The sequence below is a fragment of the Streptococcus cristatus AS 1.3089 genome (assembly GCF_000385925.1).
GTDB classification, from domain to species: Bacteria; Bacillota; Bacilli; order Lactobacillales; family Streptococcaceae; genus Streptococcus; species Streptococcus cristatus_B.
On the sequence record NC_021175.1, the window covers coordinates 1548813 to 1564727 of the forward strand.

Annotated in this window: 16 protein-coding genes, 1 pseudogene and 1 riboswitch; of the genes and pseudogenes, 2 read left to right on the top strand and 15 right to left on the bottom strand. The window is 41.1% G+C overall.

Annotated features, from left to right (window positions below; all coding sequences use genetic code 11):
• Window positions 1-4 precede the first annotated feature (4 nt).
• The 8 genes from I872_RS07655 to I872_RS07690 form a co-directional block, all read right to left on the bottom strand.
• The gene (locus tag I872_RS07655) at window positions 5-259 is read right to left on the bottom strand and encodes a hypothetical protein (protein ID WP_015605557.1); all 255 of its coding nucleotides are present in this window, start codon (window positions 257-259) and stop codon (window positions 5-7) included.
• A gap of 48 nt (window positions 260-307) precedes the next feature.
• Window positions 308-856, bottom strand: coding sequence for a tRNA 5-(aminomethyl)-2-thiouridylate-methyltransferase MnmM (gene mnmM / locus I872_RS07660; RefSeq protein ID WP_015605558.1), 549 nt, complete (start codon window positions 854-856; stop codon window positions 308-310).
• Entirely contained in the window at window positions 850-1797 is a 948-nt protein-coding gene (gene mnmL / locus I872_RS07665; protein WP_041826825.1) for a tRNA modification radical SAM protein MnmL/YtqA, read from the bottom strand. The genes mnmM and mnmL overlap by 7 nt, the downstream gene beginning before the upstream one ends.
• Before the next feature lie 59 nt (window positions 1798-1856).
• Complete coding sequence (locus I872_RS07670; RefSeq protein WP_015605560.1) at window positions 1857-2165, bottom strand: MGMT family protein; 309 nt, start codon at window positions 2163-2165, stop codon at window positions 1857-1859.
• Window positions 2166-2417: 252 nt separating this feature from the next.
• Entirely contained in the window at window positions 2418-3068 is a 651-nt protein-coding gene (locus tag I872_RS07675; protein ID WP_015605561.1) for a phosphatase PAP2 family protein, read from the bottom strand.
• Complete coding sequence (locus I872_RS07680; protein WP_015605562.1) at window positions 3058-3615, bottom strand: ECF transporter S component; 558 nt, start codon at window positions 3613-3615, stop codon at window positions 3058-3060. Before I872_RS07680 ends, I872_RS07675 begins: the two co-directional genes overlap by 11 nt.
• A 143-nt stretch (window positions 3616-3758) precedes the next feature.
• Window positions 3759-3977, bottom strand: a riboswitch (FMN riboswitch).
• 103 nt (window positions 3978-4080) lie between these two features.
• Complete coding sequence (locus tag I872_RS07685; RefSeq protein WP_015605563.1) at window positions 4081-4998, bottom strand: hypothetical protein; 918 nt, start codon at window positions 4996-4998, stop codon at window positions 4081-4083.
• 57 nt (window positions 4999-5055) lie between these two features.
• Window positions 5056-5565, bottom strand: coding sequence for a tRNA (cytidine(34)-2'-O)-methyltransferase (locus tag I872_RS07690; protein WP_015605564.1), 510 nt, complete (start codon window positions 5563-5565; stop codon window positions 5056-5058).
• A 304-nt stretch (window positions 5566-5869) separates the two neighbouring features.
• Here I872_RS07690 and trkA point away from each other — a divergent pair, with 304 nt between their 5' ends.
• Window positions 5870-7219, top strand: coding sequence for a Trk system potassium transporter TrkA (trkA, locus tag I872_RS07695; RefSeq protein WP_015605565.1), 1350 nt, complete (start codon window positions 5870-5872; stop codon window positions 7217-7219).
• Window positions 7220-7223: 4 nt separating this feature from the next.
• On the top strand, window positions 7224-8663 hold the full coding sequence (locus tag I872_RS07700; RefSeq protein ID WP_015605566.1) for a TrkH family potassium uptake protein: 1440 nt from the start codon (window positions 7224-7226) through the stop codon (window positions 8661-8663).
• Between the two features lie 317 nt (window positions 8664-8980).
• Here the strand turns inward: I872_RS07700 and I872_RS07705 are convergent, their stop codons facing one another.
• The 7 genes and pseudogenes from I872_RS07705 to I872_RS07740 all read right to left on the bottom strand — a co-directional run bounded on the left by I872_RS07705 (window position 8981) and on the right by I872_RS07740 (window position 15914).
• Window positions 8981-9466 carry an immunity protein YezG family protein gene (locus I872_RS07705; RefSeq protein ID WP_015605567.1) on the bottom strand — a complete coding sequence of 162 codons (486 nt, stop codon included), beginning with the start codon at window positions 9464-9466 and terminating at the stop codon, window positions 8981-8983.
• Window positions 9467-9542: 76 nt separating this feature from the next.
• A pseudogene (locus tag I872_RS12430) lies at window positions 9543-10253 on the bottom strand (hypothetical protein).
• Between the two features lie 114 nt (window positions 10254-10367).
• On the bottom strand, window positions 10368-12518 hold the full coding sequence (locus I872_RS12305; RefSeq protein ID WP_015605570.1) for a PoNe immunity protein domain-containing protein: 2151 nt from the start codon (window positions 12516-12518) through the stop codon (window positions 10368-10370).
• A gap of 325 nt (window positions 12519-12843) precedes the next feature.
• The gene (locus I872_RS07725) at window positions 12844-13383 is read right to left on the bottom strand and encodes a T6SS immunity protein Tdi1 domain-containing protein (protein WP_015605571.1); all 540 of its coding nucleotides are present in this window, start codon (window positions 13381-13383) and stop codon (window positions 12844-12846) included.
• 115 nt (window positions 13384-13498) lie between these two features.
• On the bottom strand, window positions 13499-14104 hold the full coding sequence (locus tag I872_RS07730) for an immunity protein Imm33 domain-containing protein (RefSeq protein ID WP_015605572.1): 606 nt from the start codon (window positions 14102-14104) through the stop codon (window positions 13499-13501).
• Window positions 14088-15056: a hypothetical protein gene (locus I872_RS12310; protein ID WP_015605573.1), complete on the bottom strand. Its 969-nt coding sequence runs from the start codon at window positions 15054-15056 to the stop codon at window positions 14088-14090. Before I872_RS12310 ends, I872_RS07730 begins: the two co-directional genes overlap by 17 nt.
• 165 nt (window positions 15057-15221) lie before the next feature.
• The gene (locus tag I872_RS07740) at window positions 15222-15914 is read right to left on the bottom strand and encodes a PoNe immunity protein domain-containing protein (RefSeq protein WP_015605574.1); all 693 of its coding nucleotides are present in this window, start codon (window positions 15912-15914) and stop codon (window positions 15222-15224) included.
• Window position 15915 lies beyond the last annotated feature (1 nt).

Here is a 15915-nt window from a genome sequence, read left to right on the forward strand (position 1 = left end):
TCCTTTATCTTTGCTGGCAGCACTCTTTAAACAATTCTTTTTGCGCCGAAATCTTTTGATCAATTTTGGATAGGTCGCGGTGCTCAATCATCTTTTGGCAGCGCTCCATTTCTAAATTCACCAATTTTTTCTTGATTCGCAGCATTTTTTTATTCATTTTGGCCTCGTCCAAAAAGCCAGCATTCGTTTCTTCGTTGGCAGACTCGACGTATTTGTTTCGTAAGCCAGCCAATTTTTCATGCAAATATTGCTTGTCCATTTTTTCTCCAAATGATTCCTCAGAAAGTTTTTAGCAACCTTGGAATCCTTATTTTTCTTTTAATTTCTCAATCATGACCAAGAAAGGCGGATTGTTAATCTGATTGATTGTCTTGTAGAGGACGACAGTGAAATCCTGCTGAGGCAGCTGACTGACGAAGTCAAGCACCGCATCTTTTTCAACTTCGCCCCCTTCATGCCCATAGTAAATCATGATAGCTGCACGGCCGCCTTTTGCCAAGCCTTGGCAGACCTTTTCCAAAGCTTCCAGCGTCGTAGCGGGTCGTGTAATGACAGACTTGTCCGCCGAAGGCAAGTAGCCAAGATTAAAAATAGCGGCCTTGAAATGGTCTGTGTATTGGTCCAGAGTCTCATGGCCAGCCAAGATTAGCTGGGCATTGTCCAAGTCAGCTTCTGCCAAGCGCTGGCGAGTCTTTTCCACAGCCTGCTCCTGAATGTCAAAAGCATAGACTTGCTTAGCCAATTTAGCCAGAAAAAGGGTGTCATGTCCGTTGCCCATAGTAGCGTCCACCACAGTATCTTCCTTGGTCACGACTTCAGCCAAAAAATCATGAGCCATTTGTAAAGGTCTTAACATACGAATTTCTGCTCCTTTGCTTTACAGCCTTGCTTGCTGCCACGGCGACGCATTTCTGCCTCAATGGCATTGAGCACTTCCCATTTATTGAGGCTCCACATAGGGCCAATCAGCATATCTCGCGGGGCATCGCCTGTGATACGGTGGATGACGATATGCTCGGGGATAATCTCCAGTTGGTCGCAGATGATGGAGACATACTCCTCCTGACTGAGTAGCTGCAGCCGTCCCTCATGGTAATCCCGTTGCATGCGGGTATTGGTCATCAGGTGAAGCAAGTGGAGCTTAATACCCTGAATGTCATTGTCCGTCACACAGCGGCGGACATTCTCCAGCATCATCTCATGGGTCTCACCCGGCAGGCCGTTAATCAAATGAGAGACAATCTCCGCCTTGGGAGCCAGCTTACGAACTCGCTGGACCGTTTCCACGTAGAGCTCATAGGAATGAGCACGGTTGATAAGGTCTGAAGTCTCCTCGTAGGTGGTCTGAAGCCCCAGCTCCACGGTCACATGCATGCGTTCGGACAGGTCAGCCAAGTAGGCGATGGTCTCGTCAGGCAAACAGTCCGGTCGAGTCCCGATATTGAGTCCAACGACACCTGGCTCATTGATGGCCTGCTCATAACGCTCACGAATCACTTCAAGCTTCTCGTGAGTATTGGTAAAGTTCTGGAAATAAACCAGATACTTGCGAACATCTGGCCATTTGCGGTGCATAAAGTCAATTTCCTTATAGAACTGCTCCCGAATGGGGGCATCAGGTGCCACAATGGCATCACCAGAACCCGAAACGGTACAGAAGGTACAGCCTCCATGCGCCACCGTCCCATCCCGATTGGGACAGTCAAAGCCCGCATCAATAGGCACCTTAAAGGTCTTTTCTCCAAAAAGTTTTCGATAATAATCATTCAAAGAATTGTAAGATTTCATACCTTCCATTCTACCACAAAAAGGAGCCTAGAAACAAAAATTTCCTCTTTCACTAAGAAAGAAGAAAATCATGGCTCCCACTGATATTTCTTGAGGTCCACACAACCGTTGGCCTTCAAGTCCACTCCCTCTGCCCAAAGCAAGTGCGCTTGCTCTTCCCAGCCCGGTGCGAGACGCCCTGCCGCATTGACCACCCGATGGCAAGGATGCTTACCGCCATAAAGCTCCGACTGACTGAGGATCTTCCCCACCAAGCGGGCGTTTTTAGGCCGTCCAATCAAACGAGCAATCTGACCATAGGTTGCCACGCGCCCAGCAGGAATCTCATCCACAAGAACTAAAACCGACTTTATGATTTCTTGATTTAAAACGGACATGCTAATCTCCCCCATCTCACTTGCTCTTATCTTAAATAAAGAGGCCTCCTTTGTCAAGACAAAAGAGAGTGGGACAGAAATCGGTAATTCGTCAGAATTCGATTTCGTCGTCCCACCTCTGCACAGTTGAGTAGGGCTGTAAAAGCTAATGAAATCAGCCTAGTAGAGCCCACTCAACCACTGCGTCTTGCTCGACAATCCAAAGACAATTAAGAGGCTAGGACTTTTGTCCCAGCCTCTTCTCATCTCTATTTATTTCTGCTTTCCCTTGAAACGCCACTGAAAGCGCAGTTTGTCATAAAAGGGAAATTCGATATTGAGAATGACAAAGCCCATCAAGGCTCCTCCAATCACATCCGTCGGATAGTGCACGCCCAGATAGACTCTGGATGCCATAATGGTCAAGATAAAGAGCAAGAGCAAGCCCTGTACCAGACGCTTGATTTGTTGATTTTGCATCCGTTGCTGAACGATAATAATCAAAGTCCCCACCACAATGGCTGTCGCCATGGAATGTCCGCTCGGGAAAGAATAGCCACTCTCTTCGACCAAATGTAAGATACTAGGTCGGCTTCTTTGGTAAAGGAGTTTAATCAGCTTAATCAAAATCCCATGTAAGACCAGATTTCCCGCTAGCAAGGCAGCTTCGATCTTCCATTTTTTATAAAGGAAAAAAAGGACTAGGGCAGAAACCCAGATAATAATCCCCAGCGGGTCAATTAAACTAGTAACCAGTTTGAAAAATGTCGTCAAAGCTGTGGGCAAGTCCCCTCGCAGCCAGGTCTGAATCGGGCTATCAAAGGCAACTAGCTGCTCTGGATAAAACTTGACCATGTAGCCTAGTATGACGAAAAGTAAAAGGGCAAAAGAGCCCTTTGTTAGATAAGATTGTTTATTTTTCATAGCGTTTTAGAACGGGTGTCAAAAGCGTATAAATCAGCCAGAAAGCCACCGCCCAGATCACTCCTTCTAATAGGTTAAAGGGAACAATCATGGTCAGCAGATACTTACTTACACCAATGATCTGACCGATATCAAAGTTTGCAAAACGAGCATAAAGCGGAATGGCATAAAAAGCATTCAGCGCCAGCATACTTGCAGTCAAGGAAAGAATTCCTAGGAAAGATGCAAGCAAATAGCTCATCAAATCTCTCTTCTTTTCCCAGAAAAGAGCAAAGAAGAGGACAAAGACCAGAATCGCCACAATATTGATTGGCAAACCGATCAAGGTTTCCACTCCATGACCATTTAAGGCCAATTTTAAAACAGAGCGAATGAGCAGAACTGCTACAGAACTCTTAAAATCCAAGAGAACCAAGGCTAGTAAAATCGGAATAATCGAAAAATCCAACTTTAGAAACTCGGCTACCAAAGGGATTTGATAGAACATGAGCAGGAATGATAGTGCAGATAGAGCCGCAACTATCGCCATTTTGCGCGTATTTGTCATAACAGGTTCCTCCAATTTATAAAAATTAGAGAAGCTGGAAGGCTGTTAACACAAGGCCCGAAAAATCCTTTCAGAATTTATAAGAGTATATAAAATACCCTTAAAATAAAATTAAAACGACCAACCGGCCAGGCAATAACGCCTTTCGTCTTCTCCCATCCAGACTATACTGTCGGTTGTGGAATTGCACCACATCAGCTTTCGCTCGCGGACTTATTTGGCTAAGATATTTTAGATTTATCTAGGCGTCGCAGTCGAAGATAATACTTAAAGTATATCGAGACAAGACAACGACGAGAAAGCTAAAATAACTAGTTAAATTTACCGCCGGTCGGGAATTTCACCCTGCCCTGAAGACCCTTTAATCATAACAAAAAACGCTTGCAAGTGCAAGCGTTTTGATTGATGTAAGCATAAATAGTGCAATAGAATCCATTTCATATATACCTACTTTTTACGTATGGCTTAATGCTGATCCCACCAAGCTTCCATATCTTTATATGAGTTGATGGGAGTTTGCTCGCCTGTTTCAGGATTGGTAGCTACAACATCTATTTTATCCTGACCGATTGGCGCAAACCAATGACGCATATCCTCAAAGACAGACTCTTTTGTGTTTTGTCCCTTACGCAAATTTACTTCAAATAGTTTGTCTTCCTGCATTAGGTTTATGATGCTTGGATTTTCTTTATAAAAATTAATATTTCTATTCTTTGGGAAATCTTTACCTGTGTCAAGGAAAGAAATATGCCACATTAAAACCCCTACATTATTAGGCTTCATTGCCTCACGAAGGTTTGTCGGACCAAACCCCATATCCATCTCCTCCATATAAGTCTTGGCATCAAAACCTTGTGGAGCTTCCTGAAATTTCTCTGTCTCTAAATCCAAAAATAGGTATCGACCATTGCGACTATCAGGTTCTTCTTTAAGAGATACCAACACAGCCACATAATCTTTCCCATTATAATAGACAGGATCCCAACCCCATGGTTGGAGCTGATAATCATATCTATATAGCTCCTTATAGAGATCAATCTTCCGTTCCTTAAAATCCTTCGTACGCAAGTCATGTAGAATCAGATACCAATAATCTCCCTCTAGCTGATGATTATTATTGGCAAGACGTTCCTGCATCCTACGCTCCTGAGATACCAGATAATTTTGAGTTGGCTCAGCACCACTTTCGTGACCTTCTTTATTAAGGCCAACCACATACTGTTGCTTATCACCGAATAGTAAAATCTTATCCACTTTTGTTGAAAAATCATCATACTTGACTTCGTCCTTCTGAACAGTGAGATGGTTGTATAGGAGCACTGCAGAAAAGATACTGATTAGAAGGAGGGTGCTGATGACCCATTTATGTTTTATCCATTTCATGTTTACCTACTTTCTAGGCTAATTCCCTGTAGCCTGAGCTGGTGGGACAAGCTCATTTCATTTCAACTTATCCGCTTCGTATTCATGCACCAAGTCCAGTCCTGCAAAGTTCTGTTGCCGTAGGGCTTCGTAGACAATCATGCAGACCGTATTAGAGACATTCAAGCTGCGGACATGCTGGTCATTCATGGGAATGCGCAAGGCCTTTTCTGAATGCTGACGCATAAATTCCTCTGGCAAGCCTTTGTCCTCACGGCCAAACATAAAATAATGCGACCCTTCTGCAGCAAAATTCTCTTCCGAGTAGACCTTCTCGGCAAACTTGGATATCAGATAGAGCTGGCCGTTCATCTGCTTCATAAAGTCATCCAGACTCTCATAGAAGCTAATATCTAGCTTATCCCAATAGTCCAGTCCAGCCCGCTTCATTTTACGGTCATCAATGGGAAAGCCCATGGGCTTGATGATATGGAGGGGAGAATTGGTCGCTGCGCAAGTACGAGCAATATTGCCTGTATTCTGTGGAATTTGTGGTTCAAAAAGGACGATATGATTTTGCTGAGACATGATTTTTTCCTGATTTTCATTAGAATAAAAAAATAGCCACACTGCCCGGAGTCAAGCTCAGCAAACAGCGTGGTTAAGGCATCATTAACTTACATCACAACAGGTCTGATGTAAATCAATGAGGGTACTTTCCTAGTATATCATTTTCTTCCGACAAGTCAATAAAAATGACCTCAAAAAGTGAGATTTTTGTAGGATTTCTTTTGAAACAGCTTACTATTCTGTAAAAAACGACTTTATTGAGATTTATAGATGAAATTTTATATAAAAAAGGTATGATAGATACATATTCGGGAGGAATAATATGAAAATTGTCGTCGTCGGAAGCGGGAAGGTCGGCGCCGCCCTTTGTCGCTCACTCGTCGCTGAAAAGCATGATGTCGTTTTAATTGAACAAAATGAAGCTGTTCTAAATCATATTACAAAACGTTACGATATTATGGGCATCGTTGGAAATGGTGCGAATTTTAAAATCTTGGAGCAGGCAGATGTTGCCCACTGCGATATCTTTATTGCCATGACTGAGCAGGATGAGGTTAACATGGTTTCAGCCGTTCTCGCAAAGAAAATGGGGGCCAAAGAAACCATTGTCCGTGTGAGAAATCCTGAATACTCAAATGCTTATTTTAAAGAAAAAAATATTCTGGGCTTCTCTCTGGTAGTCAATCCTGAGCTCCTCGCAGCTCGTTACATTGCCAATATCATTGATTTTCCTAATGCCCTGTCCCTAGAGCATTTTGCCAATGGCCGAGTGACCCTAATGGACTTTAAAATCAAGCCAGAAAGCCATCTCTGTCAAATGAACCTCTCACAATTTAGGAAACGTTTCCCCCACGTTATAATTTGTGCTATTGAAAGAGAGGGCAAGCTCAGTATCCCAGATGGTGATTTCACCTTGCAGCCATCTGACAAAATCTTTCTAACTGGAAATCGGTCAGAGATTGTCCGTTTCCACAATCAAATCCGACCAAGAGTCATCAAAAGCCTCATGATTATCGGAGCAGGCAAGATTGCCTATTATCTATTAAACATTCTCAAAAACAGCAAAATAGAGCTCAAGGTCATCGAAATCAATCGCCAGCGAGCAGAGTTCTTTAGCCAAGAATTTCCAGAACTCTATGTGGTCAATGGGGATGGAACAGCCAAAGACATCCTACTGGAGGAAAGAGCTGCGCACTACGATGCGATCGCCACACTGACAGGGGTCGATGAAGAAAATATCATCACCTCCATGTTCCTCAATAACCTGGGAGTTCAGAAAAACATCACCAAAGTGAATCGGACCAGTCTGCTTGAGATTATTGACAATCAAGACTTCGCAAGTATTGTCACGCCGAAAGGGATCGCGGTTGATACCATTATGCACTTCATCCGTGGACGGAATAACGCGCAATTCTCTAGCCTAGAAGCCTTACACCATGTGGCAAATGGCCAGATTGAAACGCTCCAATTCCAGATCCACGAAGGAAACAAAATGATTGAGCAGCCTCTTTCTCAGCTCAGATTGAGGAAAGGGGTCCTGATTGCAGCGATTATTCGTCAGGGTGTAACCATCTTCCCAAGTGGAGATGACTATTTGGAAGTCGGAGATAAGATCATCGTGACAACCTTGATTCAAAACATCGATAAGATTTACGATTTATTAGAGAGGTAGCCCCATGAATAGATCTATGATTCGCTTTCTCCTCTCTAAACTCCTGCTCATCGAGGCAGCCCTCTTGTTAGTTCCAACAATCGTTGCCCTGATTTACCGTGAAGATCTTGAAGTCTTCCTTTCGATCGGCGCGACAATGATTATTTTAGTGATTTTGGGTGGATTAGGTTCAGCCTTTAAGCCTAAGGATGCCCACATTTACACCAAGGAAGGGGTACTGATTGTTGCCCTTTGCTGGATTCTCTGGTCCTTCTTTGGCGCTCTGCCTTTTGTCTTTTCTGGTCAGATTCCAAATCTAATTGATGCTTTCTTTGAAGTCAGCTCTGGCTTTACCACTACTGGTGCTACGATTTTAAATGATGTATCTGTCCTTTCCCACTCCCTCCTCTTTTGGCGTAGTTTTACCCACTTGATTGGAGGAATGGGGGTGCTGGTCTTTGCCTTAGCTATCATGGACAATGCTAAAAATGGCCACTTAGAGGTCATGAAAGCAGAAGTTCCTGGACCAGTCTTTGGTAAGGTTGTGTCGAAATTGAGAAACACCGCCCAGATTCTTTATATTATCTATCTAGCGCTCTTTGCCCTTTTTGCCTTTCTTTATTTCCTCGCCGGCATGCCACTCTTTGATAGTATCGTCATCGCAATGGGAACGGCTGGTACAGGAGGCTTCACTGTCTTTAACGACGGAATTGCCCACTACAACAGTTCTCTAATCACCTACCTTGTCAGCTTCGGCGTTCTGACCTTTGGGGTAAACTTCAATCTCTACTATTATCTCTTGATTCGAAGATTTAAAGCCTGTTTTCATGACGAGGAGTTGAAAGGCTATCTCTGGATTGTCCTCACTGCCACTATTTTGATTAGCTTCAATGTTCTCCATATTTACGGGGAATTTGCTAAAAGCTTAGAAATTTCATTTTTCCAAGTTTCCAACATCATTACTACGACAGGATTCGGCTATGGAGATACCGTACAGTGGCCCCTCTTCTCACAAGTCATTCTGCTGCTGCTCATGTGTCTAGGAGGTTCTGCTGGCTCCACCGCTGGCGGTTTCAAAGTGATCCGTGCCATTATAATCGGTCGCATCGCTAAAAACCAAATCCTTTCCACACTTTCGCCAAACCGCGTTCTAACCATGCATATCAACGGTGCTGTTTTGGATAAAGATACCCAACACAAGGTTCTCAAATATTTGGCTGTTTATATTTTGATTATCGCAGCTTTGATTGTTATCATCAGTCTGGATAATAACAATCTAATGACTGTTACCAGTGCTGTCATCAGCTGTTTCAATAATATCGGACCAATGATCGGAACCACCGAGACCTTCTCTATCTATAGCCCATTTTCTAAATTCCTCCTCTCTCTTGCCATGATTGCAGGGCGTTTAGAAATCTATCCAATCTTGCTTCTATTCCTACCAAGAACTTGGTCTAACAGATAGCAGGAAAATAGCTATAATATAATACTTAGCTTTATCATCGAGTTCAAAAATGAAAGCTCTATAATTTCTGTAGTGAATAAAACACTGTAGAAATTATGGAGCCTATTTTGTTATCTCGAATATATAATATACAAATCATATCATTTACTTGATACATAATTTCTCATTAATTTATTTTTCCATTTTATCCTCCGATTGGGCTTGCTACTGATTTCCTTTTCACGCTTCATTATGGTTCTAGTATGCCACAAACAATATATATAAGGTTTGATAAACCACAAAAGACCACCTAAATGGTGGTCTTTTATCCAAGCAAATTACTTTCCATTATGTTCCTGCTGGAAGGCTTCCATGGCTTTGAACTGTTCTAGTTCTTTTTCGTTAGCTGGTTGCATTCCGAGATATTTATATTCAAAAAAGTCCATTTGTTGACCTGAACTATAATCACTTTCATTCCAAGGTGCATAGTCAAATTCAGCAGATAATTTCGTGCCAATTACCTTTATCGTACAAGAAGTCCACAAAGGTTGGCCTTCTTTCTCAAAGATTTCTCTCAACTCCCAAGCCAATCTAAAGGTGCGTCTTTCTTGATTCCGAAATTCTAAATTAGGAATACCATACCGCTTTGGAATATAGAGATTGTAGATATACTCATTTTTCCCCTCTTCATTAAAGAAATAATATACCTCTCCCCCATCAAAAGCTAAACTTATGTTAATAAAAAGATTATCCCATGCTACTGGTATTGTCTCATTAACACTCTGTGCAATCTCACGAATTTTTTCATTAATTTGTTTTTCCATATTTCCTCTCTCTAGTTTGCTAAGTTGTGTCTGGCAAATCCTCCCCATACTCAACCTAGTTGAGACAAGTTTCTTTTTAAAAATACAGTCCAATGATAATCCATTCATCAATGATATCCCAAAAATTTAAGTTTCCTTTAGGAAGCTCTTTGGCGGACCAAAGATAGGCTCCTGTCTCCAGATCTTGGTTTAAATCAAGTACCACATAGGTCCCCATGCCATTACTGAAAAAGTTGTAGCAAGAGGTCAAATCCATCTCCAGCTGGTCTTCATATTCCCATTCAAAATCAGCCATGGAATCGATATTTTCAGTGCTATCCAAGCCCATTGTTTTACTAGGGTAGTAGTAAAAGCCATTATGAACTTTTGTGTAAAAGTCTACAATCGTTTTATCTATATTTTCAATCGGACAGTCAAATTTCTCACTAAATTCTGATTCTGGCAGTGGATTTTTCCCTTCATAGAAAGCTGTTTTTTGAGTCTTGTAACTAAGAATAGTATATAAAATAGAATATTCTTCACCAATTTCATCAACTCAATCTCAGTCAGATATGTTTGTAGATAAAGAATCGTATTGCTCAATTCCTTTGCAAGATATTTCCCCCAAACTCCTAGAATAACTGCTTTTCTATCTTCCAAAGTATCGGCTAGAAATGCCGCTTTCCAATATTCTGGAATGGGAGCATTCAAAATAGTGGATTCATCGGTTATAAACTCTACTTTTTTCTTCAGACGATAGCGTGTATTTATCTAAAAATGCAATCTTTTCATTTACCTTTTTATCCATCTTCACCTCCAGCTTGATTTATCATCAACTTTCCTGTATCTCTAGTATACCACAAAGCATACCTTCCAAGCTTTCCCAGATAAAAACCGCCCAAAAGGGCGGTCAACTTAGATATTATTTATCGTTCTGAACCAATAGGTCGTATGGGAAGAAATCCAAATCTTTGAGACGTTCATCATAGATACCACGCATCTTGCAAAGGGCAGCGGTATCAAAACTCCAGTAACCATAATAGGCATCATCTGTCTTATGCGTGTCATACCATGATGCTTCTGAGTGGGCATAGTACCAGAACTTCTGTGCTTCAATGACACTATCCGCATCATTCCCAATCATATTCAGGTATTCCAAATGCGAGTGGAAATTCTCAACTTCGCCCTTTAACAAGTATAGGGCAAGTGTTTCGATGTAGCCGTCTTGAACACTTTCGTCTTCCTCAGAATATTGTACATATTTATCAAATAAAATTTTTACATCATCTATAAACTCTTCTTTGCGATTTTCAAAAAGAACCGCTAGAGACAGGTAGTCAATCATGGTAAAAATACCTGAACTTTCGTTATATATTAAACCATAGTAAGACAAACTATCTTTAAAACAACTAAATACACTTTCAATATCCTCACCAATAGAATATAAAACTTTAGATAGATTTCTGTAATCTCCAGCAAGGTATAAATTTAATAAATCTTTCTTATCCAATGGTAAAGTCGACTGTAAGGATATAAATTCTCTGGAACTCTTTTCTAAAAAAAGCTTTCTTTCTAAAAAATACTCCTCATTTTTATATTTATCTCTAAACATAACATCCTCACCTCTAAGCTTACCAACAAAACGGCTTTGAGGCTCACTTAAATCTCTTGAAACGTTTTCAACTGCTTTCTCACCAAACTCTTCCTTGGTATGTTTACCAACTTGTTCTGCAGCCTCTTTCGCACCCTTAGCTACTTCATCGCCATGTTTAGCTAACTGCTCACTGGCTTCCTTGCTGAACTCCCTGCCAACTTTCTTACCAGCTTGTTCTGCAGCCTCTTTCGCACTTTTAGCTACTTCATCACTATGCTTAGCTAACTGCTCACTAGCTTCCTTGCTGAACTCTCGGCTAACCTTCCGACCGCTCTGCTCGCTTGCCTCGCCATAGAGTTTCTGGCGTATACGCTGAAACTCCGCACTCTCACCCGTACTCTGGTAAAGTCGAGCGGTATGCTTGCCAATGTCATCTCCTTTGCGGAAATCATCCAATCCCGCAAAGGAGAACTTCTTGTAACTCAAGTCATCCCATAGATTCCCCAAACGACTTCTAAAGAAGTCCTTGGTCGCACCATAGCTCTCCCGTGCTAGTGTACTCAGATAGTTGTCAGACAACATCGTACGAGCTTGTTTTATATAAGATAGACCCTTTTCAATCTTGGGCACCTGTGACAATCGGCTTACCAGCTTGCTCTTGCCGGCTATCTTGGCTAACTTAGTAGGACCAATAAATGAAACGATCTCACTGATGATTTCTCCCGCAGCCTGTCCACTTTCGTAACCCGAAAACTGTCCAACCAATTTAATTTTATCACGAATCGGTTGCTGTTTCAAATCTTTGGCATGACGGGCATCATGTAGAATCGACCCCATGAGACTGCCATCGCGAGTACTGTCGTCTAAGGCATTAATCAAATCATTCACTTCTGGAATCATTGTGACTAATCCATAAGCAGTCCCAAGCGTATTTAGTAAGGCTTCGCCAAGAGCATTCTTCCCACCTTCTAGATCATCCTTCATCCACTGCGGAGTTTCTTTCCCCATGAGAGAATTATAACCAAACGTCAGACCCTCGTGGGTGTATTGGGCAAGATCAACACCAAATTCTACAGCTCCAAATGTTGCATCACCTAAAATGCCAAAGGCTGCATCCCCAAAACCTTTGATGTAGGCCCAGTTCGGATCATCCTTCATCCATTCAGTCATTCCGTCTAAACTATCAGAGAGGCCCTTACGCCAATCTCGCAACGTGGCCTGAATTGGATGGTGAAGACGCCAATCCTTTTCTATCCTCTCCTTTTCCTTGTCTTCCAATTCCTTGGCTTTTTGTGCCTCTAGCTCGGCTTTCTGGACACTCTCATCTATCTGATCATCTATCTCCTTGACCTTATCCGCCATGGGGGAAAGATTGTTCACTACTTGGCTGATAATAGGATCGCTATAGTCTAGCCCATTTGTCTGCTGCAGTTGACCCAGCAATTCTTGCAGATATTGGAGACTAGTCTCCGTTGCCAATGCGGTGCTTTAGTTATTTGATCTAATAAAAGAGCTAACATTTCTATTATTGATGCATTTATATATATTGAACAGTCATTTCTTAGGTGCCTCTATTCTGAATGAAAGATTAGGCCATTTGAATCTTTATCATGTTAGATAAAGATGATGATAACTCCCTATCTAAAAAGGCCAGCAAAGCTGACCATTTGAATTATTTTATAGTATTATCTATGTAGCATTGTTAAAAAAACGTGAAATGTCTGCAATCACCTTCAGACAAAAAAAAGTTAGACAGAAAAATCTAACTTTTGGGGTGCGGTTCAATAGGGTGGTGATATCATTATCAATCATCCATTACTCCGCCTGTCAGTTGGTACATGAGGTAAATGTGCTCCAAGGTTTTTACCTTATCCATATGGTCCACATCTTTAAAACCTCCTAATGCTAGGAGCGGTACAAAACCAAAACATTGGTCATAAGGCAGGGGACCATGTTTTGCTACAGCTTGTCTATATAAATCAAGTTCAAATTTCTTTGTAATATATTCATTATCTAAAAATTGAATGAATAAATCCAGACCCTTACAAATAATATCTAAATCTTGAATATTATATTGGACAATTCCCACGTAGGCATTCTCTTCCCAAGTTATAATATCTCCAAAAGCTGTTACAAACATGGGAAAAGCGACATCTCCTCTGAAATAGCTATCTTGGAGAAGTTCAAGATAGTCATCTGGATTAATCACCTTCAAATAACCATCTAAAAAGGTTCCCAGACCATCTTCCTGCCAAATTTGAACTAACTCAGCTGGAACCTGATCCTTGTATTTTTCAATAACTTCTTGAGGCATATCTGCCACTTTTATAAAGTTGTCTAACATCGCATCCTCTTTTTTCAGTTTATAGACAAAAACATTAGATACTATTTTCCGCATTCGCTACCTAGAAAACTAGATAAATCAGGCTCTTGATCATCCCCTAGCAAGTCGAGTAACTCTACGAAGCGGAAAAAATTTCTTCATCTTGTTCATTCAGAATCGCCTGAATATCTCCACCATTAACTACTACTAGGTAGTCCGCAGGTAGAATCAAAGTTTTTATTAGCTTTGGATTCTTTTTTAATATTTCAAAAGCATATATGCCGACAAAATCATCAGTATCTTGATTTTGATAGCCAACAAACCAGCCCGAATCACCTTTTCGATCAGTGTTTTGTCTTTGCAAAAAGTAATGGTCGCTTTCAAAGACACCTTTGGCTAACACTATTTTCTCATCAAATCTGATTTCAGAAGCTTCAATCTTAAGCTCTTTAGCTAGCCTAGTTTGTTCGGACTGAATCCAAAGAGCCAAGGTCAAATCATCAGTAAACTCTTTAAAAGGGTTTGTTTCATAGTTTACTGACATTATCCTAAATTGGTCCATATTCAATTGAGCAAGTTTATATATGCTAAAACCGATTTGTAATAGCAGGCCATCTTGTATTCGTTCCTTTGAGGGCAGTACATTCACAACTTTGAGCCATTCCTCAAAAAGACCTTCAGAGAATGTCCCGTAAAAGATCAAACCATTCTTCTCTACTTTTGTATCAAGCACTTCCGTCATTTTTCAACCTCCTGAAAATTTCATTTTGTAGCTTCGTTCTAGCTTCACTCTCCAAAGCTATCATTTTTTCTCTTATCTCAGCCGGAATATCTCCTAATTTAGAATGCCCCTGCCAATCACTCCAAGTTTTAGCCCCTTTGGAACTATTGGTAGGTTTACCTAATCCCATAAAATTATCCTCAAGATTCAAAACCTCTACTTTATCAACATCAGATAGAGAAGAAAATCCATCCATTTCGGTAATTTCTTTCATAGAGACAATATGGTCTGCTTCGAGGGTTTCAACTGGATAACCATAAATTGGATCAAATTTTTCTCCATCAACATTATTGACATGATCGCGTATCTCTTGACTTGGTGTTTTCTTGCGAAGCGAATTATATTCTTTTTTTGAAATTCCTTTAGAAGTACTCGCAGCATCATCACTATGCTTAGATAGTTGTTCACTAGCTTCCTTGCTGAACTCTCGGCTAACCTTCCGACCGCTCTGCTCGCTTGCCTCGCCATAGAGTTTCTGGCGTATACGCTGAAACTCCGCACTCTCACCCGTACTCTGGTAAAGTCGAGCGGTATGCTTGCCAATGTCATCTCCTTTGCGGAAATCATCCAATCCCGCAAAGGAGAACTTCTTGTAACTCAAGTCATCCCATAGATTCCCCAAACGACTTCTAAAGAAGTCCTTGGTCGCACCATAGCTCTCCCGTGCTAGTGTACTCAGATAGTTGTCAGACAACATCGTACGAGCTTGTTTTATATAAGATAGACCCTTTTCAATCTTGGGCACCTGTGACAATCGGCTTACCAGCTTGCTCTTGCCGGCTATCTTGGCTAACTTAGTAGGACCAATAAATGAAACGATCTCACTGATGATTTCTCCCGCAGCCTGTCCACTTTCGTAACCCGAAAACTGTCCAACCAATTTAATTTTATCACGAATCGGTTGCTGTTTCAATCTTTGGCATGACGGGCATCATGTAGAATCGACCCCATGAGACTGCCATCACGAGTACTGTCGTCTAATACGATTAATTGGAAATCAGGAACAAATTCATTTCATTATACAACATGAACAAAGAATGTAAAAACCGCCCAAAAGGGCGGTCAACTTAGATATTATTTATCTTTCCTGAACCAATAGGTCGTATGGGAAGAAATCCAAATCTTTGAAACGTTCATCATAGATACCACGCATCTTGCAAAGGGCAGCGGTATCAAAACTCCAGTAACCATAATAGGCATCCTCTGTCTTATGCGTGTCATACCATGATGCTTCTGAGTGGGCATAGTACCAGAACTTCTGTGCTTCAATGACACTATCTGCATCATTCCCAATCATATTCAGGTATTCCAAATGCGAGTGGAAATTCTCAACTTCGCCCTTTAACAAGTAGAGGGCAAGTGTTTCGATGAAGCCATCCTCATACTGCTCGCCCGAATCTACGAAGGACTGATACTTACTGAAGATTTTCTCAACATCTTCGATAAATTCCTCTTTGCGGTCTTCGAACAGAACAGCAAGAGATAAGTAATCCATCAAGTCATAGATACTTTCAAAAGCTCCATAAGAAAGTTGGTAGTATCTCAAACTAATCTTGAACCATTTGAATACTTCATCTAATGAATTTCCAAGAGCATAATTAATTCGTAATAATTTTTCAGCATAAGTAGACTGAGATATATAATATTTATTGATGTATTGTGGTAAAACACGTTCTTTATGTTCTTTCCCTTCTCTCCTTTCAAATGCTTTGAAATTAAAATCATACTTTTTCTGAAAATAATTTTCATCTTTATATTTGTCTCTAAACATG